Source organism: Holdemania sp., from assembly GCF_986127675.1.
Genome location: NZ_CFQZWI010000014.1, coordinates 13,606 through 39,851, shown reverse-complemented (window position 1 = coordinate 39,851; position 26,246 = coordinate 13,606). Strand labels below are relative to the sequence as shown.

The window sequence follows — 26,246 nt, the reverse complement described above, 5'->3', positions numbered from 1 at the left end:
TGTCCGGCTTTTTTCTACTTGTGAATGAGAACTTTGGAGAAATTTGTTAGTCATAAGAACTGTTTCAGTCACCGTGGTTGAAGAAGGCAAGGGAATATATAGAATAGAAGGAATAAGTGAGTTATATGGAACTACATTGATTAAAAAATGTATCTTTTTCGATGAAGTTCAATGGATCCCCGCTGGGGAAGAGGCGGTCAACGCCTTCCAGATCGATTTCAACTGTGATATCTATCTTATTATCAGAAGCCTGTTTCTTTGATCATTATGAGAAGATAATTGTATCCCTGTATCCGGGACTGAACGCTTCTTATAAGAAAATAAAATCGGTGAACGTTGTGGATTGGCTGATTGCGGATGAAGCCTGAGATACCTTGAATAATAGGAAAATAAGAAAACCATTAAATTAAAAAACGGAGCTTTTCAACCTGTCCGGGAGTTTCTGAACTCCTCATGATAGGACGTGCTGATAGCTCTGTTTTTTTAAAGGACTTTGATTATTGGAGATCTTGCCGGTCTTTCTTGTCAGTTTTCTCAAGCTCCGCTTTGGCGTCAAGGATTCCCTGTTTCACCGCACATCGGATGATTTCATAAACGAGGGTGAGTGCGATCAAGAGGATGAGAAGCTGAAAGAGAATTCCCCAGACCATCGGCTCAGGCTTCCTGCGGCTGATCGATCAGCGGCTGGTCGTCCAGCGAGACTGTTCCGGTTCTGCCTTCTGTTTCAAACAGGACAATCGTATTTTTACCTTTTTTCAATAACGGCGCCGGGATATACAGATAATGCGTCGGGCCCAGCTCCCAGAACCGCCCAAGATTTTCCCCGTTCAAAAACGCTGTGCCTTTGCCCCAGCCGTTCAGGTTCAGGAACGTATCCGCCGGTTCTTCAATGTCTACGGTAAATTGATAGAATGCCGGAACACCTTCCTGATAATCGCCGATGAAATCAACCTGATCGACATTGTTCAGCTCCAGGCAATACTGCTGCCAGCCGGTGTGGAAGTGCAGGTCCAGCATGAAGCCGCCTTTGATGCCCTTGCGCTGATGCGGAGAAACCAGACTTGCGCCGTAGTTGATGCGGCCGAGGTTTTCCACCAGAATGTCGATCACGTTGTCAGTCGGATGATCGAGCGTAAGCGGGATGTTGCTTCCCATCGTTTCCTTGTATTGTGTGGCGATCAATTTCTGGTTGACAAATACCTGAGCGCGGTCGTCGCAATCCGCCAGCTTGGCTTTGGCCAGCTCGCGCGCTTTGCCGACATGCGCGCGGTACAGGATGTAGCCGTAGCCCTGCCCCAGCTTTTCCATCGGCTGAGGAATGTCGGTTTCGATCGGCTTTGCCAGCGAGGAAAGTGTATTAAATAAGGAAACCTTGTTCTCACAGCGCAGTTCGCCATAGCTTTTAAAGGTGATCGGCGTGGACAGCGGCACCGGAGTGATCGGATGATATTTGGCGATGACCTCGCGGAAAGCGGCGTATTTTTCTGCTTCCGTACCCCACTCCGTCAGCGGAGCGGCATAGTCGTAAGAGGTGATCTGCGGATCCATGCCGTTGTGGTAGCTGCAGCCGTTATAAAATTCCGGATTGGTGCCGCCGTGGAACATGTAGATGTTGACGCTGCCCTGACGCAGCATCGCGTCCAGCTCGTCCGCCGCATCCTTCGCGTCGCGGGTTTTCAGCGGCGATCCCCAGTTGTTGAACCAGCCGATCCAGAATTCCATGCACATAAGCGGGCCGTGGATGTCGTTGTCGTCCATGAACTGACGCAGCGCGCCGATCTGTTCGTCGGTGCGCGAGCCGAAGTTGGCCGTCGGCAGCACGCCTTCATTGAGTAAGGTTCCGGCGTCGAGCACTTCACGCCAGCCGCCGTCGGATGTAAACATCGGCACATCGCAGCCATGCTTTTCCATCAGACGCTTGATCGCCTTGAGATATTGCTTGTCGTTGCCGAAGGAGCCATATTCATTTTCAATCTGGCACATCAGCACCGGTCCGCCGTGAGTGAAAAACAACGGCCGGATCACCTTGAACAGCTCGGCGTAGTAGGCGTCGACCGCGTCGAGATAGGGTTGATAGGTCGAACGCACGCGCATTGAATCGTCCGCTAACAGCCATGCCGGCAGACCGCCGAATTCCCATTCCGCGCAGATGTACGGCGTCGGCCGTAAAATGACCCACAAACCTAAAGCCTGAGCTAAGCGGACAAAGCGCGCGACGTCCTTGCGTCCGCTGAAATCAAACTGGCCCTTTTTCGGTTCATGGTAGTTCCATGGGATATAGGTTTCCACGCAGTTGCAGCCCATATTTTTTAATTTTTCCAGACGATCCTGCCAATATTCAGGAACGATCCGGAAGTAATGCAGCGCGCCGGAGATCAGTTTGACCGGCTGGCCGTTAAGCATAAAATCATCTTGAATCGCAAAGGTAGTCATGATTGTTTCCTCATCTTTCTCTACCTTTTATTGTAGAAAAGAAATCGTAAAAAAGAAAGGAATTCTTGTTTTTTGCGGGGCTTTTTCCAATTTTCCGCAATATTATAAGTGGGAGGTGAAATTATGCGCTGTCCGCGATGTGGAAATGAGGATCCATCCTGGTTCTATCTTGGCAGCAAGGGCTGGTACTGCCGCCGCTGCGTCGGCTTTTCCCGGAGGCTGACGTGCGAGGCCAAGGAGCCGGTCGTGCCCGAGCTTAGTGAACCGCTGGATCCGCAGCTGCGGCTGGATTATCCCCTGACTCCGAATCAGAAGCAAATCTCCGATCAGCTGTGCGAATTGTCCGAAACCCACGACGTCCTGGTCGACGCGGTGTGCGGCGCGGGAAAAACGGAAATTGTAATGGATTGTCTGCGGAGGCGGCTGCAGCGGGGACAGCGGGCGGCGGTTGCGGTCGCCCGGCGGCAGGTCGTGCTGGAATTGGCGCGGCGGCTGGCGGACGCGTTTCCAAACCTGTCGGTGATCCCGGTCTGTCAGGGTTATACCAAGAAGACCGAAGCGGATCTGATCGTCTGTACGACCCACCAGCTCTACCGCTATCCTCACCGGTTCGATCTGTTGATCCTGGATGAACCGGACGCTTTTCCCTACAAGGGCGACCCGGTTCTGCATGGAATCGCGCGCACCAGCTGCCGCGGCCAGATCGTCTACACGACGGCGACGCCGGATGCGGAGCTGCAGGAACGGGTGAGGGCGGGGACGTTGAGGCAGCTCAAGCTCAACCGCCGACCGCACGGTCATGATCTGACGGTGCCCCGGGTTCGGATCGGTCCTCAGTTCCTGTTGATCCTGCGGCTTTATCGCTGGTTGAAAGGCAAACAAAAGGCGGACAAGCAGGCGCTGATCTTTGTGCCGACGATTCGCGGCTGTCATCGCTTAAAAGTTTTGTTTTCACTGGAATTTTCCTGCGGTGAGCTGACCAGTCAGTCGCCGGATCAGGATGAAACGCTGCGGAAGCTGCGGGCAAACAAACTGCAGTTCTGCTTTGCGACGACGGTGCTGGAACGGGGCGTGACGATCGCGGGCGTCGACGTGTGCGTGATGGACGCCGATCATGGCGTGTTCGACGAAGCTTCGCTGACCCAGATGATCGGACGGGTCGGGCGCAGCTTTGCCTGTCCGGATGGCGACGGGTTGTTTCTGTGCCGCAGGCGCAGCGAACAGGTTGAACGCTGCGTGAGACGTCTGGAGGAAGCCAATGCCAGCGGCTGAGCGCTGCCTGTGGTGCGGCGGCCCGTTGTTAAACGGATGCACGATCCCCGAAATGATGTTCGCCGACGATTCGCTGTGCGGCGTCTGCCGCAGTCAGCTGACGCCCATTTTCCATCAAGTGAAGCTCGGCGAGCTGAGCGTGCGGGGGCTGGTTGTCTATGACGAGGCGTTCATGAAAATGCTTGTGCAGTACAAAGAATGCATGGACGAAGCGCTGCAGAATGTTTTCCTTCTGCCCTGGCGCGATAAGCTGCGCCGGCGGTACCGCCATTTCACGCTGGTGCCGATGCCCTCATCCCGCGCTAAACGGGAAAAACGCGGCTTCGATACGATTCCCCAGCTGTTTTCCGGACTGCGGCTGCCGATCGTGGAGCTGTTGGAAAAGACGGAGGATTACGTGCAGCAGGGCAGCGCCTCCCAGCGGCAGCAGGCTGCCACCCACATTCGCTTGATCCCCGGCGTCCCAATCCCGGATGGAAAGCTGTTGTTGATCGACGATGTGCTCACGACCGGCAGTACGCTCAACGCCGCTCACGCATTGCTTCCTGCCGCCGACCAAGCGCTGGTGCTGGCCGTCAATCAACGCTTCCTTGCGCCCGCTTTCGCTCCATTCCGTAAGCTTCGTTGTCGAAAAAGCGCGGAATAAGACGAAGGAAAAGATTTGAGTTTGCGGCCGATCCTCTCTATACTCAAAGTAGACGGGAGCGGCGGAATTCCAGCGGCGGAAACCAGCGAAAATCAGGATCAGTCGAAGCGGAATTCCCCGGGTTCAGCGAACGAAGGGGTGAAGCAGAAAAGCATCAAAACGACGGGCAGCGATCCCGGTTCCCGTCGAAGCGACATGGCGGAGAAGACCGCCGCGGATAAATAAAGAAGAAAGGGTTAGGTTTAAGGTAGATGCAAGGTAAAGTAAAGATGTTCAATAAGGAAAAAGGTTACGGCTTCATCAAGCTCAGCGATGGCCGCGATGTTTTTTTCCATTATTCCCAACTGGTGATGGACGGCTTCAAGACGATCGAGGAAAACGCCGAGGTGGAATTCGATCTGGTCGAAGGCGACCGGGGCTATCAGGCCCACAACGTCAAAAAACTGTAAAACAGCGATCAAAGGCCGGGTTTGACGGCCTTTTTCTTTGTGTTTTTAGCTCAATTACGATACAATAGGAGCGATGGAGGGACCACAATGGCAACTTTTTTGGACAAACTATTTAATTACGATAAAAAACGATTGAAAGAAATCGAGAAACGCGCTCACGAAGTCGATGCGCTGGCTTCCCAGATGGCAGGCTTGAGCGACGAGGAACTGAAAGCCAAGACCCCGGAATTTCAGGCTCGCTTGAAGAACGGCGAAACGCTGGACGACTTATTGCCGGAAGCGTTCGCGGTTGTGCGCGAAGCGGCCAAGCGGGTGATCGGCGAATATCCGTATCTCGTTCAGTTGATGGGCGGCATCGTTCTGCACGGCGGCGATATCGCGGAGATGAAAACCGGCGAAGGAAAAACATTAACCTCCGTATTGCCGGTCTATCTGAACGCACTGGACGGCCGCGGCGTGCACGTCGTCACCGTCAACGAATACCTGGCCGGCCGCGACGCCGACTGGATGGGGCAGATTCACCGCTTCCTGGGCCTGACGGTCGGCCTGAACCTGCGTCAGCTCACCCCGGCGCAGAAGCGCGCGGCGTATAACTGCGACATCACCTACACGACCAACGCGGAAGTCGGATTCGACTATCTGCGCGATAACATGGTCACCCGCGTTGAGGACCGCGTCCTGCGTCCGCTGAATTTCGCGCTGGTCGATGAAGTCGACTCGATTCTGGTCGATGAATCACGGACGCCGTTGATCATCTCCGGCGGTCAGAAGCAGACGGCCAACCTGTATCTGCAGGCAGACCGCTTCGTCAAATCGCTGAAGGCGGACGAAGACTATGAGATCGACGTCAAAAGCAAGACGGTTCAGCTGACTGATTCCGGCGTGACCAAGGCGGAGAAAGCTTTCCGCGTCAAGAACCTGTACGAGCTGGATCACACCCAGCTGGTGCATCATATTTCGCAGGCGTTAAAAGCCAACTACATCATGATGAAGGATGTCGAGTACGTCGTGGACAACGACGAGATCGTCATCGTCGACCAGTTCACTGGCCGTCTGATGAAGGGCCGCGCGTATTCCGACGGTCTGCATCAGGCGATTGAAGCTAAGGAAGGCGTGTCGATCAAACAGGAAACGACGACGCTGGCGACGATCACCTACCAGAATTTCTTCCGCCTTTACAACAAGCTGGCCGGCATGACCGGTACGGCCAAGACCGAGGAAGAAGAATTCTTAAGCATCTACAACATGCGCGTCATGGAAATTCCGACCAATCGTCCGGTTGCCCGGATCGATTATCCGGACGCGATCTTCGGCACGAAGAAAGCCAAGTTTGAGGCGCTGGTCAACGAGGTCAGGGAATGCCATGAGAAGGGCCAGCCGGTATTGGTCGGCACGATCGCCGTTGAAACCAGCGAATTTATCTCAAAGATGCTGAAAGATAAGAAGATCCCGCATGAAGTCTTAAACGCGAAGAATCATGCGCGTGAAGCGGAGATCATCAAAAAGGCAGGGCAGAAGGGTTCGGTTACGATCGCGACCAACATGGCCGGCCGTGGTACCGATATCAAGCTGGGCGAGGGCGTCCGCGAACTGGGCGGTCTGGCCGTCATCGGTTCAGAACGGCATGAATCCCGCCGTATTGATAATCAGCTGCGCGGCCGTTCGGGCCGTCAGGGCGATCCGGGCTATTCCCGGTTCTATGTCTCCGTACAGGACGATCTGATGGTGCGGTTCGGTTCGGAAAAAATGGAAAGCCTGTTTTCGCAGCTGGGCGACGTTCCGATTGAATCCAAGGTTGTAACGAAATCCATCGGCAGCGCGCAGAAGCGGGTCGAAGGCGTGAACTTCGACGTTCGTAAAACACTGCTGGAATACGACGACGTCCTGCGTCAGCAGCGCGAGATTATCTATGAACAGCGCAACTTCATCCTGGATCACGAAGACGTTCACAGCATCGTCAAGGATATGTTCGACCGCGTCGTCAGCAATCTGGTTTCGGCGCATACCGAGCATGACGGCAAGGAAGAAAAGGTCAACACAGCGGAGCTGCTGGAATCGTTAGGCAAGATGGGCTTCCATGAAAGCCTGACGGAAACCGACCTGGAAGGCAAGAGCATTCCGGAGATCAGCGAGCTGTGCTGCAAGGCGGCCTGGGATGTGTATGAAAGCAAGATTGAGCCGATCAAGGTGCATGTGCTGCCGATTGAAAAGACGATGGTGCTGAAGGTTATCGACCGCAACTGGGTCGATCACATCGACACTATGAGCAAGCTGCGCGACGGGATTCATCTGCGTTCGTACGCGCAGTCCAATCCGCTGCAGGCGTATGTCTCCGAAGGCTATCAGCTGTTTGAGGACATGATGGCGCGGATTGCGCAGGAGGTCGTCACCTTCTGCCTGAATGTCAGAATTGTAATAGAGGAGCGAAAGAAATAACTATGGAATTGTATGAGATTCGACAAGGCCTAACCGCTTCGGTAACGAAGTTAAAGCAGTTAGGCGACTCTCTTTGACCTGGCTGCGAAGCAAAAACAAATTGAAGAACTGGAAGCGAAGATGAACGAGGAGCATTTCTGGGATGATCCGAAAGCAGCCCAGAATGTGATCCGTCAGTGCAATGGAATGAAAGAGCTGGAAGCGAAGTACCATCAGATGGAACAGGCGCTGGCTTCGCTGCAGGAAACTGTCGACGAGCTGAACCAGAATTTCGACGAGGAATTGAAAGAGCTGCTGGACATGGAATATCAGGACACGCTCAATCAATTCGAGGATTTCGAGGTGATGGTGCTGCTTTCCCATCCGTATGACAAAAACAACGCGATCCTGGAGCTGCATCCGGGCGCTGGCGGAACGGAAAGTCAGGACTGGGCGAGCATGCTTTACCGGATGTACTGCCGCTGGGCGGAACGGAAGGGCTACAAGGTCACCGTGCTGGACTATCAGGAAGGCGATGAAGCAGGCATCAAGTCCGCCAGTATCCTGATCGAAGGCGATATGGCGTATGGCTATCTGAAGGCGGAGAAGGGCGTGCACCGGCTGGTGCGGATTTCCCCGTTTGATTCCTCCGGACGCCGGCATACCTCATTTGCCTCGCTGGACGTCATGCCGCAGTTCTCCGACGAAATTGAAATCACGATTGATGAGAAAGATCTCGACGTCGTCACGATGCGGGCCAGCGGCGCCGGCGGCCAGCATATAAACAAGACCGACAGCGCCGTGCGGATGACGCATAAGCCGACCGGCATCGTTGTTTCCTGTCAGACTGAGCGCAGCCAGATCCAGAACCGCGAGCGCTGCATGAACATGTTGAAATCAAAACTGTATCAACGCATGATCGAGGAACAGGAAGCCAAGCTGGCAGCGATCCGCGGCGAACAGAAAAACATCGAATGGGGATCGCAGATCCGCTCGTATGTCTTCTGTCCGTACACGATGGTCAAGGATCATCGCACAGGCTATGAAATGGGCAGCGTGCAGAACGTCATGGACGGCGATCTGGACGGCTTCATCTTCAGTTACCTGAAAAGTCAGATTCAGTAAAACAAGCAGGCGTTTTCCGAAAGTCGGAGAGCGCTTGTTTTTTTGTGGCTTCGACGTTGATTTTCAATTCCGCTGACAAGCTTCTATTTGTTCGAATAATCTTTACTTCTGGCTTGGTTATCCTGATTTTATGTATTCTGTGACTTCGCGCATTTCGCCCGTTCCCAAAAAATCTGGGGATGGTATAATGAAGTTAAAGAAGAAAACCAGGGAGGGAAAATCATGAAAGGTTTACGAACAATTTTAGCCGCGCTGCTGGCATTGTCCTTAGTGAGCGGATGCAGTCAGAAGGCAGAACCGACCAGGCCGGGGGAAGCGGCGGTGATCGCAGGGAAACTGAGCGATGGAGCGACGTATGAAGCGAGCGTGAAGCTGACAGGTTATCTCAATGCGGATCAGGTGCAGCAGCTGCGCAATTACGACCTGTATGTGGAAGAAGCGGTGGTCGGCGCAGTCGAGATGGAAGTCACGATGAATCAGCTGGAAGGCCGTGAGGTTTTAGATCTGACCCAGGTATGGGAAGCTTCTTTTCAGACAGAGGAAACAGAGGACGAACCCATTTACGAGTCTTGGGCCATCTATCCGGGAAACTGGTTTCAGGGAATAAAGCCAATGGCCCGCCAGGAAAGCAGCCGGGGATGGATTTTGATCACGAAATCAAGCGACCCCGTGCTGATGGGATTAGCGTACAAGGATCAAAAGGAAGCGCAGAAAGAAATCCAGTTTCAAATACCGCAGCCCAACGATTCTGTTTTATCGGAGGATGCTGAATTGAAAATCGGCGAGTCCTTCCTGGCGGGAAAGGCAGAGCTGACGGTGGAAGAAATTAAGACGGTAAATTCGGTACTGATGTATCGCAGCGATTCCGGTATGAGTCTGGAAGATGGGGAACAAGGAATCAGTTTGCGGCTTAAGGTCAAAAATGGAGAAGACTATGATCTTCATCTTCTGTTGTTCAGTTTGATTTATCATAACGAGGAAATTGAAATCGGCGGCTATGATCTGTTTGCTGAGGAAGGGGAAACGGAGCTGGAAGTCTATGACTCATTCGATCCGGGAACAGAAAAAATCTTGCGTCTGCTCATTAAACTCGATGCTGACGCAGCTTCTTCAGGAAGGCTGAAGTTGGCGGTGAACGGCCATTGCTTCGGGATGGATTATACGGTGGGTGATGACTTGGACGCTTATCCGGTCTATCAGGAAGGCGATGTGATTGAAACAGCGCAAGATCGTCTGACGATCGAGAAAATCAGCACAGTAACCCGTCTGGACCCGCCGAATACCACCGGCGATTATACCTACATGAAGGCGGATCCGGGTATGCAGCTTTATGTGGCTGAGGGACTGTTTGAAAATCATGGCTCTGAAACGGTCAAGGCGGAGGAACGCCTGGGGATACTGTGGCAGGAAAATTCCGAATTTGTATATGGCTGGATTATGATTCCGGAAGGAAATGATTTTTTACAAAGCAAAACATTAGAGCCTCAGACCCGGACAAAAGTTTGTTTCGTCTTGATGCTGAATGACGATCAGCTGCAGCGGAGGGATAAAATCCGAATCGGGGTCGGCGATGAGGTGATCAAAGGCTCCGCGTCGTAAGACACTCAATCAGAAAAGAGATTTCTTATCAGGAATCCTTTTCTTTTTGTTTGAAGAAGCGAAATTCCTGTTTTAATTTTGAAAAAGTGAATGAAAACGCTTGCGATTAGTGTTTGGGAAAAGTTGGGTTCGTGTTAGAATAAGATAAGAAGGACTCATGATCTTGGGCAGGAGGCACTTAAGATGAAAATATGTTCATTTGGCGAAACATTGATCGATTTTACTCCGGTAGGCGTCAGCGAAAACGGAAATATCATATTTGAACGCAATCCCGGCGGCGCGCCGGCGAACTTGGCGGCAGCGGCGGTGAAGCACGGCGTGCAAGCTTGCTTTGTGGGCGAGGTCGGCGACGATATCTTCGGTCAGTTTTTACAGGAAAAGCTGCGCAATCAAGGCGTCAATACGGAATACATGGTTGTCAATTCCCGTTATAAGACGACGTTGGCGTTTGTGCAGTTAGACGAGAAGGGGGAACGGTCGTTCTGCTTTTACCGCAATCCTGGCGCGGACACAATGATCGAAAGTCAGGCAGTAAATCTGCGCGCGATCGACGAGTGCGATCTGTTTCATTATGGTTCCGTGTCGATGACGCATAACCCGGCGCGGATCACAACGTTCGAATTAGTCAAATATGCCCAGCAGAAAGGCAAGATTCTGTCGTTTGACCCGAATCTGCGGATGCCGCTGTGGAACAGCGAGGAAGAAGCCCGGCATGAGATCCGGCATGGGCTGCAATTCTGCGATATCCTCAAGGTAGCGGAAGACGAATTGATTTTTTTGACGGGCTGCGAAACGTTGGAAGAAGGCGCGCGGCAGCTCGCGAAGAAATACAAAACACCGCTGATTTTAATCACCGAAGGAGAAAAAGGCAGTCATGCGCTGATCCACGGCTATTACATTAACGCTCCGACCTTCCCGGTTTCAGTCGTCGATACGACGGGGGCGGGCGATGGATTCTTAGGCTGTTTCCTGGCCAGTTTCTTAAAATCAGGAAAAACGCTGGAACAGCTTAACGGCGACGATGTCTATCAAATGCTGCGGCTGGCGAATGCGTCAGGGGCGCTGTCGGTGACCCGGAAAGGCGGAATGCCGTCGTTAGTCACGACGGAAGAAGCGCAGGCTCTGCTTGATTCGCAATCGGAGAGTTAGACATGGGCGGCAGTGAATTTTTACGGCGGCTTCAACCTTTAAAAGGGGACATGGAGGCGGCTTACTTCCGCGTCTATCAGCCGTTTCACGTCCGGGAAGAAGACTTTGACGCGCTGCTGGCGATGCTGGATGAACAAGCGCAGAAGCGAACTTTAAATTTACAGAGAACGGATCGGCAGACGCCGTGGTTTAAGCAGGAACCGGCGGGGATGCGGCTTGTTTATTCAGATGCACAGACCCCGGCGCAGGTTCATGCGCGGGCGCAGGAGCTGAAGGAACTGGGCGTGGGCTGGATATTGTTCGGCGACGTACCTTTTCCTTATACGGAATCTCTGCGGCAAACGCTTCGGCAAAGGATCGATCTGTGGCATGAAGAAGGATTGGCGGTCGGCGTGGATTTGGATGTTGCCAGCACGCCGGCAGAGGATCCCTGGGCGCTCGAAGCCATCCAGGGCGACAGCGCGATGCAGCAGCGGTACTGGATGATTTCCGATCCGAAGCTGGCGGCGCTGTTCAGTCCGTTTTCTAAAGAAAAAGAAAACGGCGACTTTTTGCGGCTGGATGAGATTGGACAATATGTATATCGTCATCCGCAAACCGGCGGCTGGCTGCTCGACTACAAGAATCCGCAGGTGCTTGCGGGCATGTTGGAACGTTTCTGTGAACTTGTCAGTTTCGGGGCGGATGTGATTGAGCTGAAACAACTGGATTCAATGTGGAAGGAATGCAAAGCTCAGCGCTTGTATCCGCAGGTTCCGGATTTGTTTGCGCTCTTCGCGGCGGCCGGAAAACTGGTGTGTCCGGATGTTCTGGTCATGGGTCACAGTGAAGCGGGGGCGAAGGATTTACAGATTCTTTCCCAACGGACGCCGGCGGGAACCGCTATCGTCGATCAGGGATTGATGATCAACGGTTGGAATTCTCTGGCGACGCGCGATACGAAAATGCTGCAGGGCGATCTTGTTTTCCACGCCTTGAATTCGTCAGCGATCGCGGTTCATCCGGTGGGCGAAGATCAGGGGGTAGTTTGGAATTTTAATGAGGAAGCGGCGCGGATGCGGGGCTGGGATCCGGACTGTCACCGGCAGTTTCTGAGGGATTTTTATACAGGACAGGCGCTGGGCAGTTTTGCCGAAGGGGAAAGCGATCGGGAAAGCGGACGGTGTTATGGAACGCTGGCCAGCTGGGCTGGCTGCGGCCGGGCTTTGGACGGACATGAGCCTTATGAGTTGGAAAACAGCTGTCGGCGGATTTTACTGCTGCTGGGACTGAACCTGGCTTTGCGGGGGATGCCGCTGCTTCAGGATGGGGATGAACTTGGCGCGCTCAACGACGCCAGTTTCCGACTGGATCCGGAAAAGGAAGGCGACCGCCGCTGGCTGCAAAGACCGGTTTATGTGGAAGACAAAGCCCGGCGGCGTTATCAGCCGCTGACTGTGGAATACCGGATTTTCCAAAGCCTGAAAGCCATGCTGCAAGTCCGGGCGGCGGACCCGGATTGGAATGAAGGTCGGGAACAGATTGGGAATGTTGGCAACGACGCAGTGTTGGCGTTCGTTCGTGCCGCTGAACAGCGTCGGCTGTTGTTTTTATTCAACTTTACAGAATCGCCGCAATACTGTGCGCTTACTTCCTTATTTAATAAGGAGGAACAGGCGCGGGAATTGCTGACGGGCCGAAGAATCCGCGGCAGTCAGGAGAGCTTGGACCTGAAGGCTTACGAATTTCTGTGGCTGATCGTCGAAGCCTGAGAAATTAAATCTTATTTAAAAGATAACCTCTTTTCCAGTTTAAAAAATGAAAAGAGGCTACTAGAGACTACCGAAAGAGTCCCCTGAACAATCACAAAGACAGTTGTAAATTGATACAACTGTCTTTTTTCATATCTTTAAAAATGTAAGAATTGTAGCCTCAATCCGTTCAAAAATATAGTATATTTCCATGAGTGAACTGCGGAATTAAAAGGGTCTTATTGAAAAATTCAGGACAGCCTGAAGGCATAATCTTGCCCTTAATTCTCGTAGAATGAAATGATCATGCAAAAGGAGTGACAAGGAATTTCGATACAGCATTGCTGAACTTAAACCACCTCTTTACGCTGCTTTTTCGCAGCTCTACAGTAAGCTGAGCATCTTTCGTTACGCCTGTAATCCAAATCAGGTAAAAAAGGGATGCCAGAGATGAAAAGCAGTCGGATTGAGAGGATCGAATAGAAGTTGATGGAAAAGATTTCAACGGAATAATGAGGGATAGCCGAGAAGATGAAATACGCTTCGTAATCTCTTTCTTCCGTTTTTTTCTTAAATTTCTGTTTTTCAAAAAGGATAACTCTTCGCAGAAATGTAAAAAAGCAGGCAATACTTTCATAAACAATATTCCTGCTTTTATCACTCCTGCAATTTATGTCGGATCCTGCTTTATTTTTATGCGAAATCTCTGTTTGTCATCTCTTCTTCATTCCAAGATTAGCCGGAAGAATTGCTTTAATGAGTACCCAGCTGTTTGAGATGCTCCGCCAGATCCTGATAAATCTGATCGAGCATACCCGGATCGGCATGGTGCGGCAGATAAACCATATTCAGTTCCCGCTTCAGGACAAAATCATTCACCGGGATTTCAACTAACGTGCCCTCAAGCAGTTCCGGATGGATGATATCCGCGTGCAGAAAACCGATGCCGCAGCCGTTTTTGATCAATGTCTTCATGACGTTCATGCTTCCGCACTGCACTAAACCGGCGAAGCTTTCGTAAGAAAGATTGTGTTCTGCCAGACCGGTCGGCAGGATTCCGCGCATCCGCGATTCCTTCTGCCGCACAACTAACGGATAATCGATCAGGTCGTTCAGCATGACGTCTTTCTTCTGCGTCAGCGGATGGCCGACCGGGACAACCAGCCCCATGTGCGTCATCTTGATCAGCCGGCTTTCATACACCGCTTTGTCGAAGAAGCCCTCGACTAACGCGAAATCGATCTCGCCCTGATCGAGCGCTTCCAGACAGGCCGTCGTCCCTGAGATTCGCATGCACAGCTCGGTATTGGGATTCTCCCTCATCCAACGGCAGACTAATGGCGGCATGATGTACTCGCCGAAGGTGAAGGTGCAGTCAAACCGAAGCAGACGCCGGTGCTCCTGTTCCTGCCGCAGCCGTTCGATGATGTCCTGACTTTGCACCTCCAACGCTAAAACCTGCTGATAAAACCGCTGCCCCATTTCCGTCAGCTGCAGCCGCCGATTATAATATTCAAACAGCTTGATGTTGTAGGTTTGCTCCAGGTAGCGGATATGCTGCGACACAGCCGGCTGGCTCATATGCAGCTGCTGGGCCGTTTTCGTGTAATTCAGCGTCTTGCTGAGAAGCAGAAAGGTTTTTAAGCGATAATCCAGCATGCTATCCCCTCGATTCTGACCTTATTATACCATAAGACGAATTTATGAATAACGAAATCTGACTTATCCATAAGAATCATGAATAGACAACGGCGGCGAAGATGAGTACACTATATTTAAGGGCAGGCGTCAACCTGCTCGTAATCGTTAACAACAGGAGGATACCATGAAAAAAATAATGAAATTCACGCTGGGCATACTGCTGCTGATGCTGCCGGTCACCGGCTGCAGCGCTTCCTCACAGACTTCATCAGGAAGTTTGGGCCCGGTTACGCTGCGCATCGGGACGTGGAATATCGCCGCGAAGAATCATCCCGATACCCAGGCGATGGCTGAACTCTTTGCCCAGCATCATCTGGACGCCGTCGGCATTCAGGAAGTCGACGTGCTCAACGACCGCAATCCGGTGGATATGGTCCAGAGCTTTGTGAATGAGGATTATCCCTATGCCCATTTTGCCAAAGGCCGCGATTTCGCTAACGGCGCATTCGGGGTCGGCATTCTTTCCCGCTATGAACCGCAGGCCGTCAGCTCGATCCCGTTAGAAAGCACTGGCAGCCGGGCGACAAAAACGCTGGAGCGCGTCGTCATTGAAAAGGACGGCGTTCAAATCGCCTTATACAACACCCATTTAAGCTGGGAAAACCTGGATTTGCGCCGCCGTCAGATCGCGCAGGTGATCGAGCGGGTGAATGCGGATCCGGTAGAATATAAAATCATCACCGCGGATTTTAATACTGATCAACACGCCTACGAATATTCGATGTTTCTGGATAATTTCAATCTTGCCAACGGGTATAACGGAATGTGGTACGATACCTACCGCGCAGGCGACGATCCGTCGATGCAGGTGCTGACAATCGACAATGTGCTGTGCACGAAGAATATGCGGATTACGGATATCCAGCGGGTGGAGAGCGAATTGTCCGATCATGATCTGTTCTATGCTGAATTTGAATTGTTAGGTGAAGTGGAAGGCACGGCCAATTCGGACAACCGGGCCTTAGGTCAGAGCGTCGTGGTTTCTTCTGTCAACGAAGAATGTTCACCGTATCTTTTAGTCGATTATGACAGAAAGACGCCGTGGGTTTCTGACGTTGCGGAGGCGCAGACGATTACGATTGAGCTGAACGAGGTGATCGCTGTGGAACAGATCAACGTTCTGTGGGGCGCGGTCCGCGCGGGAGACTATGCGGTGTCCGGATCGGTCGATGGGGAAACCTTTAAACCAATCGCTGCCGTGGAAAAAGTGACGGACAGCGATGCGATTTCCGCTGAAAAGCAGGAAGTGAAGTTTGTGCGCCTGGACTTGTCAGGCAAGCAGGCTGCGGATCAAGGTTATGAAATCACGGAGATTGAGATCTTTGGCGATCCGGTCCGAAGACCGGCGGATTCCGCTAATTTGTTGGCGAACGGCAGCTTTGAGGAAGCCGGCGATTCGTTGCCGGCAGGATGGCGTCTGAAGGAAGATCAGCCGGGTTCTGCGGCGCTGACAGCTGCGGTCGATACGCAGACTCAGACAGAAGGCAGTCAGTCGCTGGCGCTGAGAGCAACGGGAACCGACGCTTCTGCCGCCGGGGTGCTCAGCACAGAGCTGGAATTAAAGCCGAATACCACCTATCAACTGGTTTTCCATCATAAGGCGGCCGGCTTGAGCAGCGACAGCTTCGGTCTGGAAATGACGCAGAAAACGGCGGCGGGCGAGGTCATCCCGACACATCAGGTCCAGCTGAACGATAATCTGTGCATGAGCGAAGACTGGGCGGTTTACCGCTATGATTTTGTCACGGCGTATTCTGCCTCGACGCTGGAGCTGAGCTTTAAGCTGGGCGGCGCTGAGGGCACGCTGTGGCTGGATGATGTGCAGATTCGGGAAGTGACGCCGGTTCAGAACTTGTTTCTCAGCGCGGAAAAGAGCGGACTGAAGCCGGGAGAAACAACCCGTGTCACCTGCGAAGTTGTGCCGGAATCCGCGGATGATGTCCCGCTGCATTGGTTTTCCAGCGACGAGAGCGTGGCGGTCGTGGATGAGCAGGGTGTCGTGACGGCGATTCAGCCGGGTAAAGCTTATATCGGTGTGCGCGGCGACAGCGAACTGAATGTGGAGTCTTCCTTGTTGATGAGCGTGGAAGAATAGAACATGCACTGAAAGAGCTGAATCCGGCGAATTTCAAAATCGTTCGATTCAGCTTTTTTGCAGATTATATTCATTTGTCAGTGAGAATATTATAGAAATTAAAGATAATAAAGAGTTTCAATTTGAAAATATGAATATCTTGAAATTAAGAATGAGGTCTTAAGGATGACAATGCTGATTTCCATGAGAATATTGGAAATTATGGAAAGCGTGATGAAAATATTGAGTCAGTTATACCTGACTGCAATTTACTCTTCTATCAGATAATTTTAAATTATTTAGTAGTATTTAATTGCTCCCTTACTAACTCAATGAAATCCCGGGCATAATCCGGCAGGTACGCGCCCTTGCGGTAAGCCGCGGCATACTGCGTCAGCGTGCGCTGGCGGCCGACGGAGAAACACTGCGGCGCCGGCTGATACGCCTGCAGTTCGACCGCATGGATATCGCGGGTGAAAGAACAACCATAACCGGCCGCTGTCAGCGCCATCGACACGTCGATGTTCTGAATCTCCAGAATCACGTTGGGCGTGAAGGCGTAATCATGAAACAACCGGTCTGTGATCTGCCGCGTGCGCTGATCCTTTTTCTGCAGGATAAACGGCCGCTCTTTGACCCAGCCAAGATCCAGCCATGGGTAACGAGACCCCGGACGCCGCTGAGCTTGACTGGCCAGCGGATCCTGCGGCGGCAGAAGCAGCACCAGCTCTTCAGTCCGGATCGTTTCCGTCACGATTTCCTTGCGGCGCGTCGGCAGCGAGAAAAACGCCAGATCTAGCTCGCCCCGGCACAAAGCCTCCTCCAGAAACGCCGGATCGTTTTCTTCAACAAGGATCTTCACGTGCGGATATTTGCGGGTGAATTCCGGCAGCACGTTGGGCAGCAGGGAAAAACTGCGGAAGATCGACAAGCCGATCCGCAGCTGTCCCCGGTGCACTTGGACGATATCCTGCATTTCCGCGTCCAGCTGTTTTTTCAAAAGCAGCATTTCCTGCGCCCGTTCAATATACTTTTCACCGGCATACGTCGGAATCAGCCGGTTGCCGGAGCGGGTGAACAACAACTGGCCCACGCTCGTTTCCAGGCGCTGCAGAAACCGCGTCAGCGCCGGCTGGGTCAGATATAACTCCTGAGCCGCCTTGGTAACACTCTGATGCCGTGCCAGCGCCAGCACATACGTTAATTCTTTGAAATCCATGAGGCACTCCTTTCCTTCTTCGATTATTACATGAAGTAATGGAAATCATAAAATGAATGAATTTGTGGAATCCTGATTTCCATTATACAATAAGAAGGTCGAAAAAAGGTTGAAAGAGGAGAAATCTATGGGGAAACCAGAAACACAAGAGGAAAAATACAAAACGATGACGGAAAAGCCCGTGTCCAGTCTAATCTGCAGACTGGCCGTGCCAACGATTATCAGCATGCTGGTAACGTCGTTTTACAACATGGCGGACACGTTCTTCGTCGCCCGGATCGGAACCAGCGCCACCGCGGCGGTCGGCGTTTCGTTTGCGCTGATGGCGATCATCCAGGCCTTCGGCTTTTTCTGCGGCCACGGCTCGGGCAATTATATTTCACGCAAAATGGGGCAGCACCGCTTTGACGAAGCGCAGCAGATGGCGGCGACCGGCTTTTTTACGGCGCTGGCGCTGGGCACGGTGATCTTTTTACTGGGAGAAATCTTGATCGATCCTTTGTGCCGGATTCTGGGCGCGACGGAAACCATTCTGCCCTACGCCCGCCAGTATCTGCGCTTAATCCTGATCGGCGCTCCGTATATGACGGCTTCGCTGGTGCTCAACAATCAGCTGCGCTTCCAGGGCAGCGCGTTCTATGCGATGATCGGCATCGCCTCCGGGGCAGTGCTCAACATCGCTCTGGATCCGCTGTTCATCTTTGTCTTTGACATGGGTGTCAGCGGGGCTGCGCTGGCGACGATCATCAGCCAGTTCGTCGGCTTTGTGCTGCTGCTCAAGGGTACGACCCAGGGCGGCAACCTGCGCATCCGCCTGCGCAACGTTACGTTCTCCAAATACTACTATTCTCAGATCATCAACGGCGGCATGCCTTCGCTGTGCCGGCAGGGATTAGGCAGCGTGGCGACGATCTGTCTGAATTTGATGGCGGGGCCGTACGGCGACGCGGCGATCGCGGCGATGTCGGTCGTCGGCCGGGTGATGAATCTGGCGGCTTCGGTGGTAACCGGCTTCGGTCAGGGCTTCCAGCCGGTGTGCGGCTTCAACTACGGCGCCTTTCTGTATGACCGGGTCAAGGAAGGCTTCTGGTTCTGCGTGAAGGTCGCCACGGTGATCCTGATCATGTTGTCGGCGGCCGGCTATCTGCTGGCCCCGCAGGTGATTCAGCTGTTCTCCAAAAATGATCCGCAGGTGATCGCGATCGGCACCCAGGCGCTGCGCTGGCAATGCCTGACCTTTCCGCTGTGTGGGTGGATTACGATCTGCAACATGATGCTGCAGACGATCGGAAAATCCTTCCGCGCTTCGCTGCTGGCGATGTCGCGGCAGGGACTGTTCTTCATCCCGGCGGTGCTGCTCTTGCCAGCGCTGATCGGGATTCAGGGCGTGGAAATCGCCCAGCCGATCGCCGATGTGTGCAGCTTTGTGCTGGCGATTCCGCTGCAGCTCAGCGTGCTGCATGAAATGACGCTCAAACAACGGGAAGCAGCCTGTGCCCCGCTGGCGGCTGAAGGCTGATCGACGAAGCACGGCGCGTTTTTAAACGAAAGGGGAATTTATTTTATGGCGGTCGTGAAGAACCGGCTGTTATTGATGCTTTATCTGCTGGATAACAGCGATCAGCCGCTGCAGGCCAGACAGCTGGCGGCGATGGCCGGCGTCAGCGAACGCACGGTGAAAAATGATATGGCGGAGCTGCGCGAGCTGGCGCAGGCCAGCGGCGTTGAAATTCTGACCCGCAAAGGCAAGGGCTATCTGCTGCAGATTCTGGATCACGCGGTGTATGATCCAGTCCGCGAACAGCTTCAGATCCGCTTCAGCACGATGAACTACACTAAAAGTGAAATCGTCGGCCGTACTAATGACATCGTCCGCCGGCTGATCGTCGCGCCCCGCTACCTGACCTTCGATGCGATTTCCGACCAGCTGTTCTTGTCGCGGCGCACACTGCAGGCACAGCTGCGGGAAGTCCGCCAATGTCTGGCAGCCTTCGGTCTGACGCTGCAGTCCCGGCCGAAGTACGGCGTCAAGGTCACCGGCGAGGAATTTCAACGCCGGCTGTGCATGCTCGAGCTGTATGAGATCCATTATTATAAAGCGGTCTCATTTCTGAATTACGATGAATACGTGCAGTATTTTGACGTGGATGAAGAGGAACGCAACGAGATCCGGCATATTTTCCTGCGCGTGCTGCGGGAGAGCGGGATTGCGATCAGCGACACCTACACAAACCGCATCGCCTGGTATCTGGTGCTGGCGCGCAACCGCATCAAGGCCAGGTTTGCCGTGTCTATGGACGAAGCGAAGATGTCTTATCTGCGCTCCTTTGACGAGGCGCAGATCGCGATCAGGATCGTCGCTGCGCTTCAGGCTGCCTATCCGGGCTTTGAGCTGCCCGAGGAGGAGGTGCTGGCGATCGCGGTGATCCTGCTTTGCTGGAACGATCCGATCGATCATCCGCAGCTGCCCCAGCGATATCCCGGCTGTTATCAGCTGGCCTGCGAGCTGGCGGGGAAGATTGCGCAAGGCTTGAAAACAAGCTGGGGCGTGGATCTCGCCGCGCTGCCGGATTACGGCCGCGTGATGATCCCGGGCCTGATCCCGCTGTTGTTCTGCGATTCGCTCAACTTCCGTTATTCCATCCTCGGCTCACATGTCGACAACAACGGTATCCGTTATTCTCCTGTTTGCGAAGCACTGGCGGTCAGCGCCGCGCAGATTCTGGAAAGCCATCTGTCCGTGCCGATCACCGATATGGAGGTCAACATGCTTGCGGTGCGCTTTTTCACGCTGATCGACACCGTGCCTTATCCGTATAAGAAACGCCGTGTTCTGATCTGCAGCCGCAACGGCCGGATGGCCTCGGAGATTATCCGCAGCCGCCTGCTGCGGCGTTTTCGCAAGCGCTGGTTTGAAACGGTCGACATCTATGAATTTTATGAGGTGCGCGGACTCGATCAAAGTCAATATGACTGCCTGCTGCTGAACTTTCCATCTTATAGTTACCGCTATACCATTCCCTACATGGTGATCAACCAGATTCCGGAAGCCCGCGAATTCAATCAGTTTTTCAATACGGTGATCATGGACGGCTATCAGCTGCAGCCGCTGCTCGATCAATTCGGCTGGGATACCGCCAGTTTTTATCCGGAATTTGAATATGACGGCAAGGAAGCCTTCATCCATCTGATCAGCTACAAAAACGGCCGCGATTACTACGCCGTGCAGAAAATGGAGGAAGAGCTGACGCGGGTGCGCGATTTCCGCGTGGTGCACCAGACCGTGATCATCGTCCAAAGCCGCCAGTACACCCGCCGCAACAGCTTTGAGATCTACCGGTTAAGCAAACCGGGCGTGTGGGAAAAGAAAGAGATCCGCTATCTGATCTACATCACCGCCGATTTCGCCGCGGGTTTGCAAAGCTTACGGTTTCTCGATCAGGCCGCGCATCAGCTGGCGGTCGATCAGGAAAACATCGAGGCCCTGTTGAAAACCCGGGATTTAAGCCTGTTGATCAACGCGGTGAAGCGCTGTCTGCAGGCCGGCGGCGGGATGTTTGAAGTGTAAAAAATAAAAACGGCGCAAAAAATTACCTCTGACTAAGGGCAAATGATGAACATTGCCCTTTTTTTGTCCTGTTTTTCCATGAGGTAATTCATTCTGAAAGCGCTTATAATCCAGTTGTAAAGATAAACGCGCGCTTATCTTCTAAACGGAAATTCGAAGTCCGGCTCACTTTGGAATCCGTTGCCCTGCAGCTTTTGTGTCCGGGGGACAGGCCAACCGATCTTTCCCGGATGAGAGGAGGAAGAGTATGATCAAAATGTTTCGGATCGACGAACGGCTGATTCACGGCCAGATCGCGATCAAATGGTCGCGGCACACCGGCGTCGATCACATCGTCGTCGGCAACGATGCCGCTGCCAACAGTCCGATTATCCAGAAAAGTTTGAAAATGGCCGCGCCCGCCGGCATCAAAACCGCGATCCGCAGCGTGGACGACGCGATCGCCCTGCTTCAGGATCCGCGTTGTGAAGCGATGAAAATCCTGATGCTGGTCAACAGCCCCGAGGACGCCGAGCGCGTCGTGGCGGCCGTCAGCGGCATCCCGTACATCAACATCGGCAACTACGGCCGGATCGCTCCGGAAAAACCGGGCATGCCGCGCAAGCGCTATGGCAACAACATCTATTGCGACCAGGTGGAAGTGGAGAGCTTCAAGCATCTGATCGCGACTGGCTTGAAATGTATCTATCAGACGACTCCGGAGGAGCCGGCCGAGGATATTACCAACCTGTTTAAATAAGAGGAGGAAAAAAGGATGATTCAAAGTGCGTTATTAGTCATGCTTGCATGGCTGATCGTCAACGGCGTCGACCGCGTGATGTCGTGGCAGACCTTCGCCCGTCCGATCGTGACGGCGGCGATTACCGGCCTGGTTTTAGGGGATTTGACAACTGGCGTAGTCATGGGGGCTTCGCTGGAAGCGATTTTCATGGGGATTTCCGCAATCGGCGGATCAGTGCCGGCGGATGCGTGTTCGGCTTCGATCATCGCCGTGGCGATGACGATTCTGACCGGCGTTGATACGGAAACCGGTCTGGCGCTGGCGATGCCGATCGGCACGCTGATGGCGACCGTCGGGGAAATGTATAAACCGGTGCTGGCTTCCTTAGCGCCGTATTGGGAACATCTGGCGGGAACCGGCAACATGAAGAGCTTCCGCATTCAGACCATTTTGTGCGGTTTGTTCGTCGACCGTCTGCCGCAGACGATCATTCTGTTTCTGGCCGTCGCCTTTGGGGTCGAGGGCTTGCAGAGTGTGATCGGCAACCTGCCGGCGTGGGTGATGAGCGGCCTGTCAGCGGCCTCGGGCATGATGACGGGCGTCGGCTTCGCCATTCTGACGTCGATGATCTGGGACAAGGAAATCGGCGGGTTCTTCTTCGTCGGCTTCGTTCTGTCGAAATATCTGGGCTTAGGCCAGCTGCCGATCGCAATCATCATGGCGGTCGTCGCGATCATGTACTTCTACAATGATAAAAAGCTGCTGGACGCCAAGACGGCCAACGCCGCCGCAGCCAGCGCGAACGGGAATAACGAGGAGGATTTCTTCTAATGGCGAAAATGGAATTATCCGCACAGGAAAAGAAAACGCTGAAATCCATGTTCTGGAATTCCGGACTGGTGTTCTGCGGCTTCAATATGGTTAAGATGGAAGGCAACGCCTTCACCTGCACGATGGCTCCGGCCATCGAGGAGCTTTACAGCGATCCGGAAGAGCGTAAGCAGGCGCTGGTCCGGCATAATAACTTCTTCAACACTCACGCCGTGCTGTTCAGCTTCATCGCCGGTCTGGCCTACGCGCTGGAGCGGGAAAAGGTGACCAAGGGCAGCGTCGACGACGATACGATTGAAAACATCAAGGTCGCGCTGATGGGCCCGACCGCCGGGATCGGCGACGCGTTCTTCTTCAACTGCGTGCGCGTCATCGCCGCGGGCATCGGCATCGGCTTATGCGCCGAAGGGAATCTGTTAGGCGTGCTGATCTTCGTGCTGCTTTACGGCGGTTCGCAGGTCGTCGCGCGTTGGTATCTGTTGAAAATCGGCTATACGATGGGCACCTCGTTCATCGACTCGATCTTCTCCTCCGGTTTAATGACGTCGCTGACCAAATCAGCGGCTATCCTGGGCTTAAGCATGGTCGGCGCGATGGTCGCTTCGATGGTGAATGTCAAGCTGGCCTGGACGATTCAGGTCGGTCAGACCTCGGTCGTCGTCCTCGACGTCGTCAACTCGATTATGCCGGGGATCCTGTCGGTCGCGCTGGTCTTCGGTCTGGTCGCGTTAATTAAAAAGGGCGTACGTCCGGTGACGCTGGTTCTGGGAATTCTCGTTCTCAGCGTGGCGCTGGCGTTCTTCGGAATCTTCTAAGGAAAGAAGGAAGGGCTGCCAGCGCAGCCCTTTGTGTTTTCTTCTTCCATTTTCATCAAAGCTTGATAAAAAATAAATCATAATAAAGGAGAAATAATGAAAACGATATTAAAAAGCGAACGCATTCTCTGGAACGGACAGTGGCAGTCCGGCGCGATGATCATTGAAGCAGGCAAGCTTACCGGCTTCACACAGGATCCGCAGCTTCTGGCCGAAGCGGTGGATTACGGTAATCAGCGGATTATCCCGGGCATCTTCGACACCCACAATCACGGCACGCACGGCTACGGCTTATCCGGGCAGGTCAGCACGGATCCGCAGGTGCAGAAACCGATCATCCGGCATTATTTGAAGGCTTTGGGTTCTCAGGGCGTCACCAGCATTTTCCCAACCTGCGCGGTTTCCATGATCCGCAGCGTCAGCGAAGTGGCGGACGAGGACAACGAAGGCGCGGACATCGTCGGTATTCACAGCGAAGGCCCATGGCTGAACCGGGTCGGGGAAAAAGGAATCCGCACCGGCTGGCCGGAGGTATCGCTGGCCACGGCGAAGCAGATGGTCGCCGACGGTCAGGGCAAACTGAAGCTGGTCGCGCTGGCTCCGGAAATCCCGGGCATCGATCCGATCATCGACTATTTCCTGTCCGAGGGCGTGATGCTGGCCTATGCTCACAGCGACTGCACGTATGGCGAAGCGATGGCGGCGTATGCCCGGGGCCTCAGCGTCGCGACGCATACCGGCAACGTCATGACCGGGCTGCATCATCGTGATATCGGCGGTCTGGGCGCGGCCTTAAATAATGAGAACGTCGAGTGCGAAGTCATCTGCGACGGGCTGCATATCAGTCTGGAAATGCTGAAGCTGTACTTCAAGCTGAAGGATCCGTCGCGGTTTATGATGATCTCCGATTGTTCCGGCATGGCCGGAGCGCCGATCGGCCAATATAAGGGCTGGCATCCGGGCATGATCATTTCGATTACGCCGGAGGGTTTCTGCCTGAGCGATACCGGCCGGCTGTGCGGCAGCTCCAAGCCGGTGCTTTACGGCATCGGCAACCTGGTGGAAAAGCTGGGCATGCCGATGAGCACGGTCAGCCGCATGGCGTCGCTCAACCCGGCGAAGAAGTATGGACTGGCAGACCGCAAGGGATCGCTGGAGGTCGGCAAGGACGCTGACTGCGTCGTCATCACCGACGATTACCAGACGGTGGCCACGTATGTGCGCGGCCGCAAGGTGTATGACTGCCAGACCGATACCGATCTGTTTAACCCGGAATTCTACCGCGAGATGCGGATCGAGGAAAACGCATGAGGACCGTACTGCGCTCGCGCCGGATCGTCACGGAGCAGGGCATCGTTGACGGTGTCATCGAGATTGAAGACGGTAAGATCGTGCGGATCGGCCCGGCGGCGGGGCCGGCAGATCTTGATTTTGAAGATCAGCGGATCATCCCGGGCATCATTGATATTCATAACCACGGCTTCGGCGGCTGGTCGATGACCGATCCGGCGAAGGAGAAAGACGTGAAGGGATTTGCCAAGGCCGTCGCGTCGGTCGGGGTGACCGGCGTGCTGCCGACCGCCAAGGAAGAAGCATTTGAGGCCATCGCCGACTGTACCGGAGAGCCGCTGGACGGCGCGCGGATTTACGGCGTGCATTCCGAAGGTCCGTTCTGGGCGCGCGGCGGCGAGAATACGGTCGGCGAGGATTACCCGCTGCCGGACGTCGTGGAAGCCCGGCGCTTGATCGACAAGGCCAAAGGAAAGATGGTCATGATGGCGATCGCGCCGGAGCTGCCAAAGGCCTACGACGTCATCCGCCTGCTTCATCAAAAGGGAATTAAAGTCGCGTCCGCGCACACGAAAGCCTATGCCGAGGATATCCGCAAAGCGATGGATGAGGTCGGTTTGGATATCGTCACGCACCTGTGCAACGGGATGCGCGGGATCCATCACCGCAACGTCGGGGCGCTGGGCCAGTATCTGCTGGAAGACAATCTGCGCTACGAACTGATCACCGACCTGAATCATGTCTGCAAGGAAATGATCCAGATCTGCCTGCGGATGCAGCCGGTCGAGAAGTTCTGCCTGATTTCGGATTCCAATTATATCGCCGGTTTGCCGACGGGACATTACATGCGCTACAACAAAGAGATGATCGCCGATGAAAAGGGGCTGATTCTCGATCTGCACGGCCGGATCTGCGGCAGCGGCAAGTGGGTGCTGTATAATATCGGACAGCTGGTCAACATCGTCGGCGTATCGCTGGAGGACGCGGTGCAGATGGCGTCGCTCAATCCCGCCCGCTTCTTGGGGCTTGATCCGGTCACAGGCTCGCTGGCGGAGGGCAAAAACGCCGATCTGGCGGTCATCAGCGACGATTATGAATGCGTGCTGACGATGGTCGAAGGGCGAATTGTTTATGACCGCGCAAAGGACACTTCGGTGTTCAATCCGGAAGCGATGAAGCGCAAGATCGCTTAATTGAGGATGGCGTGCG

At 53.8% G+C, this 26,246-nt stretch carries 20 protein-coding genes; 17 read left to right on the top strand and 3 right to left on the bottom strand.

All coding sequences use genetic code 11. The annotated features are described in order from the left end of the window. Window positions 1-654: 654 nt before the first annotated feature. Window positions 655-2,433: a glycoside hydrolase family 35 protein gene (locus tag AC5OW4_RS04230; RefSeq protein ID WP_195548395.1), complete on the bottom strand. Its 1,779-nt coding sequence runs from the start codon at window positions 2,431-2,433 to the stop codon at window positions 655-657. 123 nt (window positions 2,434-2,556) lie between these two features. On the opposite strand from AC5OW4_RS04230, the gene AC5OW4_RS04225 reads away from it, so the two are divergent. From AC5OW4_RS04225 to AC5OW4_RS04185, 9 genes are all read left to right on the top strand, one after another. After that, window positions 2,557-3,705, top strand: a complete 1,149-nt coding sequence (locus AC5OW4_RS04225) for a helicase-related protein (RefSeq protein WP_072685596.1) — start codon at window positions 2,557-2,559, stop codon at window positions 3,703-3,705. Beyond that, a complete protein-coding gene (locus tag AC5OW4_RS04220; protein ID WP_493676710.1) occupies window positions 3,692-4,351 on the top strand; it encodes a ComF family protein in 660 nt (219 codons plus the stop codon). Before AC5OW4_RS04225 ends, AC5OW4_RS04220 begins: the two co-directional genes overlap by 14 nt. Window positions 4,352-4,366: 15 nt before the next feature. Continuing rightward, entirely contained in the window at window positions 4,367-4,576 is a 210-nt protein-coding gene (locus AC5OW4_RS04215; RefSeq protein ID WP_195548392.1) for a hypothetical protein, read from the top strand. A 26-nt stretch (window positions 4,577-4,602) separates the two neighbouring features. Continuing rightward, complete coding sequence (locus AC5OW4_RS04210; protein ID WP_072685599.1) at window positions 4,603-4,800, top strand: cold-shock protein; 198 nt, start codon at window positions 4,603-4,605, stop codon at window positions 4,798-4,800. 87 nt (window positions 4,801-4,887) lie between these two features. Further along, a complete protein-coding gene (secA, locus tag AC5OW4_RS04205) occupies window positions 4,888-7,236 on the top strand; it encodes a preprotein translocase subunit SecA (protein WP_072685600.1) in 2,349 nt (782 codons plus the stop codon). Between the two features lie 2 nt (window positions 7,237-7,238). Beyond that, window positions 7,239-8,340, top strand: a protein-coding gene (prfB, locus tag AC5OW4_RS04200; RefSeq protein ID WP_139248660.1) for a peptide chain release factor 2 whose coding sequence is annotated in 2 segments (ribosomal slippage) — window positions 7,239-7,310 and window positions 7,312-8,340 — 1,101 coding nt in all. Because the reading frame shifts where the segments join, the coding sequence is not laid out codon by codon here. A gap of 222 nt (window positions 8,341-8,562) precedes the next feature. Continuing rightward, entirely contained in the window at window positions 8,563-9,939 is a 1,377-nt protein-coding gene (locus AC5OW4_RS04195) for a hypothetical protein (protein WP_493676709.1), read from the top strand. A 183-nt stretch (window positions 9,940-10,122) separates the two neighbouring features. After that, window positions 10,123-11,088 (top strand): carbohydrate kinase family protein, encoded by a 966-nt coding sequence (locus tag AC5OW4_RS04190; protein ID WP_493676708.1) that lies wholly within the window; start codon window positions 10,123-10,125, stop codon window positions 11,086-11,088. A gap of 2 nt (window positions 11,089-11,090) precedes the next feature. Then, window positions 11,091-12,839, top strand: a complete 1,749-nt coding sequence (locus tag AC5OW4_RS04185) for an alpha-glucosidase C-terminal domain-containing protein (protein ID WP_493676707.1) — start codon at window positions 11,091-11,093, stop codon at window positions 12,837-12,839. 732 nt (window positions 12,840-13,571) lie between these two features. Here the strand turns inward: AC5OW4_RS04185 and AC5OW4_RS04180 are convergent. Continuing rightward, on the bottom strand, window positions 13,572-14,477 hold the full coding sequence (locus AC5OW4_RS04180) for a LysR family transcriptional regulator (protein WP_072685605.1): 906 nt from the start codon (window positions 14,475-14,477) through the stop codon (window positions 13,572-13,574). Between the two features lie 166 nt (window positions 14,478-14,643). Between AC5OW4_RS04180 and AC5OW4_RS04175 the strand changes: the two genes are divergently transcribed. Continuing rightward, a complete protein-coding gene (locus tag AC5OW4_RS04175) occupies window positions 14,644-16,614 on the top strand; it encodes an endonuclease/exonuclease/phosphatase family protein (RefSeq protein ID WP_493676706.1) in 1,971 nt (656 codons plus the stop codon). A gap of 274 nt (window positions 16,615-16,888) precedes the next feature. Here AC5OW4_RS04175 and AC5OW4_RS04170 read toward each other — a convergent pair whose 3' ends face one another. After that, entirely contained in the window at window positions 16,889-17,812 is a 924-nt protein-coding gene (locus AC5OW4_RS04170) for a LysR family transcriptional regulator (RefSeq protein ID WP_493676704.1), read from the bottom strand. 127 nt (window positions 17,813-17,939) lie between these two features. On the opposite strand from AC5OW4_RS04170, the gene AC5OW4_RS04165 reads away from it, so the two are divergent. From AC5OW4_RS04165 to AC5OW4_RS04135, 7 genes are all read left to right on the top strand, one after another. Next, a complete protein-coding gene (locus tag AC5OW4_RS04165; protein ID WP_072685616.1) occupies window positions 17,940-19,331 on the top strand; it encodes an MATE family efflux transporter in 1,392 nt (463 codons plus the stop codon). A 45-nt stretch (window positions 19,332-19,376) separates the two neighbouring features. Next, complete coding sequence (locus AC5OW4_RS04160; protein WP_195548428.1) at window positions 19,377-21,380, top strand: BglG family transcription antiterminator; 2,004 nt, start codon at window positions 19,377-19,379, stop codon at window positions 21,378-21,380. 247 nt (window positions 21,381-21,627) lie between these two features. Beyond that, window positions 21,628-22,119, top strand: a complete 492-nt coding sequence (locus tag AC5OW4_RS04155) for a PTS sugar transporter subunit IIB (protein ID WP_072685618.1) — start codon at window positions 21,628-21,630, stop codon at window positions 22,117-22,119. Window positions 22,120-22,134: 15 nt separating this feature from the next. Further along, window positions 22,135-22,932, top strand: coding sequence for a PTS mannose/fructose/sorbose/N-acetylgalactosamine transporter subunit IIC (locus tag AC5OW4_RS04150; RefSeq protein ID WP_072685619.1), 798 nt, complete (start codon window positions 22,135-22,137; stop codon window positions 22,930-22,932). After that, on the top strand, window positions 22,932-23,747 hold the full coding sequence (locus AC5OW4_RS04145) for a PTS system mannose/fructose/sorbose family transporter subunit IID (RefSeq protein WP_006057502.1): 816 nt from the start codon (window positions 22,932-22,934) through the stop codon (window positions 23,745-23,747). The genes AC5OW4_RS04150 and AC5OW4_RS04145 overlap by 1 nt, the downstream gene beginning before the upstream one ends. 96 nt (window positions 23,748-23,843) lie before the next feature. Then, window positions 23,844-25,058 carry an N-acetylglucosamine-6-phosphate deacetylase gene (locus AC5OW4_RS04140; RefSeq protein WP_493676703.1) on the top strand — a complete coding sequence of 405 codons (1,215 nt, stop codon included), beginning with the start codon at window positions 23,844-23,846 and terminating at the stop codon, window positions 25,056-25,058. After that, entirely contained in the window at window positions 25,055-26,230 is a 1,176-nt protein-coding gene (locus tag AC5OW4_RS04135) for an N-acetylglucosamine-6-phosphate deacetylase (RefSeq protein WP_072685621.1), read from the top strand. Before AC5OW4_RS04140 ends, AC5OW4_RS04135 begins: the two co-directional genes overlap by 4 nt. Window positions 26,231-26,246 lie beyond the last annotated feature (16 nt).

Bases quoted from the DNA above. Each gene is read 5' to 3' on its own strand.
- AC5OW4_RS04230 (WP_195548395.1), bottom strand. From the start codon at position 2,433: ATGACTACCTTTGCGATTCAAGATGATTTTATGCTTAACGGCCAGCCG.
- AC5OW4_RS04225 (WP_072685596.1), top strand. From the start codon at position 2,557: ATGCGCTGTCCGCGATGTGGAAATGAGGATCCATCCTGGTTCTATCTT.
- AC5OW4_RS04220 (WP_493676710.1), top strand. From the start codon at position 3,692: ATGCCAGCGGCTGAGCGCTGCCTGTGGTGCGGCGGCCCGTTGTTAAAC.
- AC5OW4_RS04210 (WP_072685599.1), top strand. From the start codon at position 4,603: ATGCAAGGTAAAGTAAAGATGTTCAATAAGGAAAAAGGTTACGGCTTC.
- secA (WP_072685600.1), top strand. From the start codon at position 4,888: ATGGCAACTTTTTTGGACAAACTATTTAATTACGATAAAAAACGATTG.
- AC5OW4_RS04195 (WP_493676709.1), top strand. From the start codon at position 8,563: ATGAAAGGTTTACGAACAATTTTAGCCGCGCTGCTGGCATTGTCCTTA.
- AC5OW4_RS04190 (WP_493676708.1), top strand. From the start codon at position 10,123: ATGAAAATATGTTCATTTGGCGAAACATTGATCGATTTTACTCCGGTA.
- AC5OW4_RS04185 (WP_493676707.1), top strand. From the start codon at position 11,091: ATGGGCGGCAGTGAATTTTTACGGCGGCTTCAACCTTTAAAAGGGGAC.
- AC5OW4_RS04180 (WP_072685605.1), bottom strand. From the start codon at position 14,477: ATGCTGGATTATCGCTTAAAAACCTTTCTGCTTCTCAGCAAGACGCTG.
- AC5OW4_RS04175 (WP_493676706.1), top strand. From the start codon at position 14,644: ATGAAAAAAATAATGAAATTCACGCTGGGCATACTGCTGCTGATGCTG.
- AC5OW4_RS04170 (WP_493676704.1), bottom strand. From the start codon at position 17,812: ATGGATTTCAAAGAATTAACGTATGTGCTGGCGCTGGCACGGCATCAG.
- AC5OW4_RS04165 (WP_072685616.1), top strand. From the start codon at position 17,940: ATGGGGAAACCAGAAACACAAGAGGAAAAATACAAAACGATGACGGAA.
- AC5OW4_RS04160 (WP_195548428.1), top strand. From the start codon at position 19,377: ATGGCGGTCGTGAAGAACCGGCTGTTATTGATGCTTTATCTGCTGGAT.
- AC5OW4_RS04155 (WP_072685618.1), top strand. From the start codon at position 21,628: ATGATCAAAATGTTTCGGATCGACGAACGGCTGATTCACGGCCAGATC.
- AC5OW4_RS04150 (WP_072685619.1), top strand. From the start codon at position 22,135: ATGATTCAAAGTGCGTTATTAGTCATGCTTGCATGGCTGATCGTCAAC.
- AC5OW4_RS04145 (WP_006057502.1), top strand. From the start codon at position 22,932: ATGGCGAAAATGGAATTATCCGCACAGGAAAAGAAAACGCTGAAATCC.
- AC5OW4_RS04140 (WP_493676703.1), top strand. From the start codon at position 23,844: ATGAAAACGATATTAAAAAGCGAACGCATTCTCTGGAACGGACAGTGG.
- AC5OW4_RS04135 (WP_072685621.1), top strand. From the start codon at position 25,055: ATGAGGACCGTACTGCGCTCGCGCCGGATCGTCACGGAGCAGGGCATC.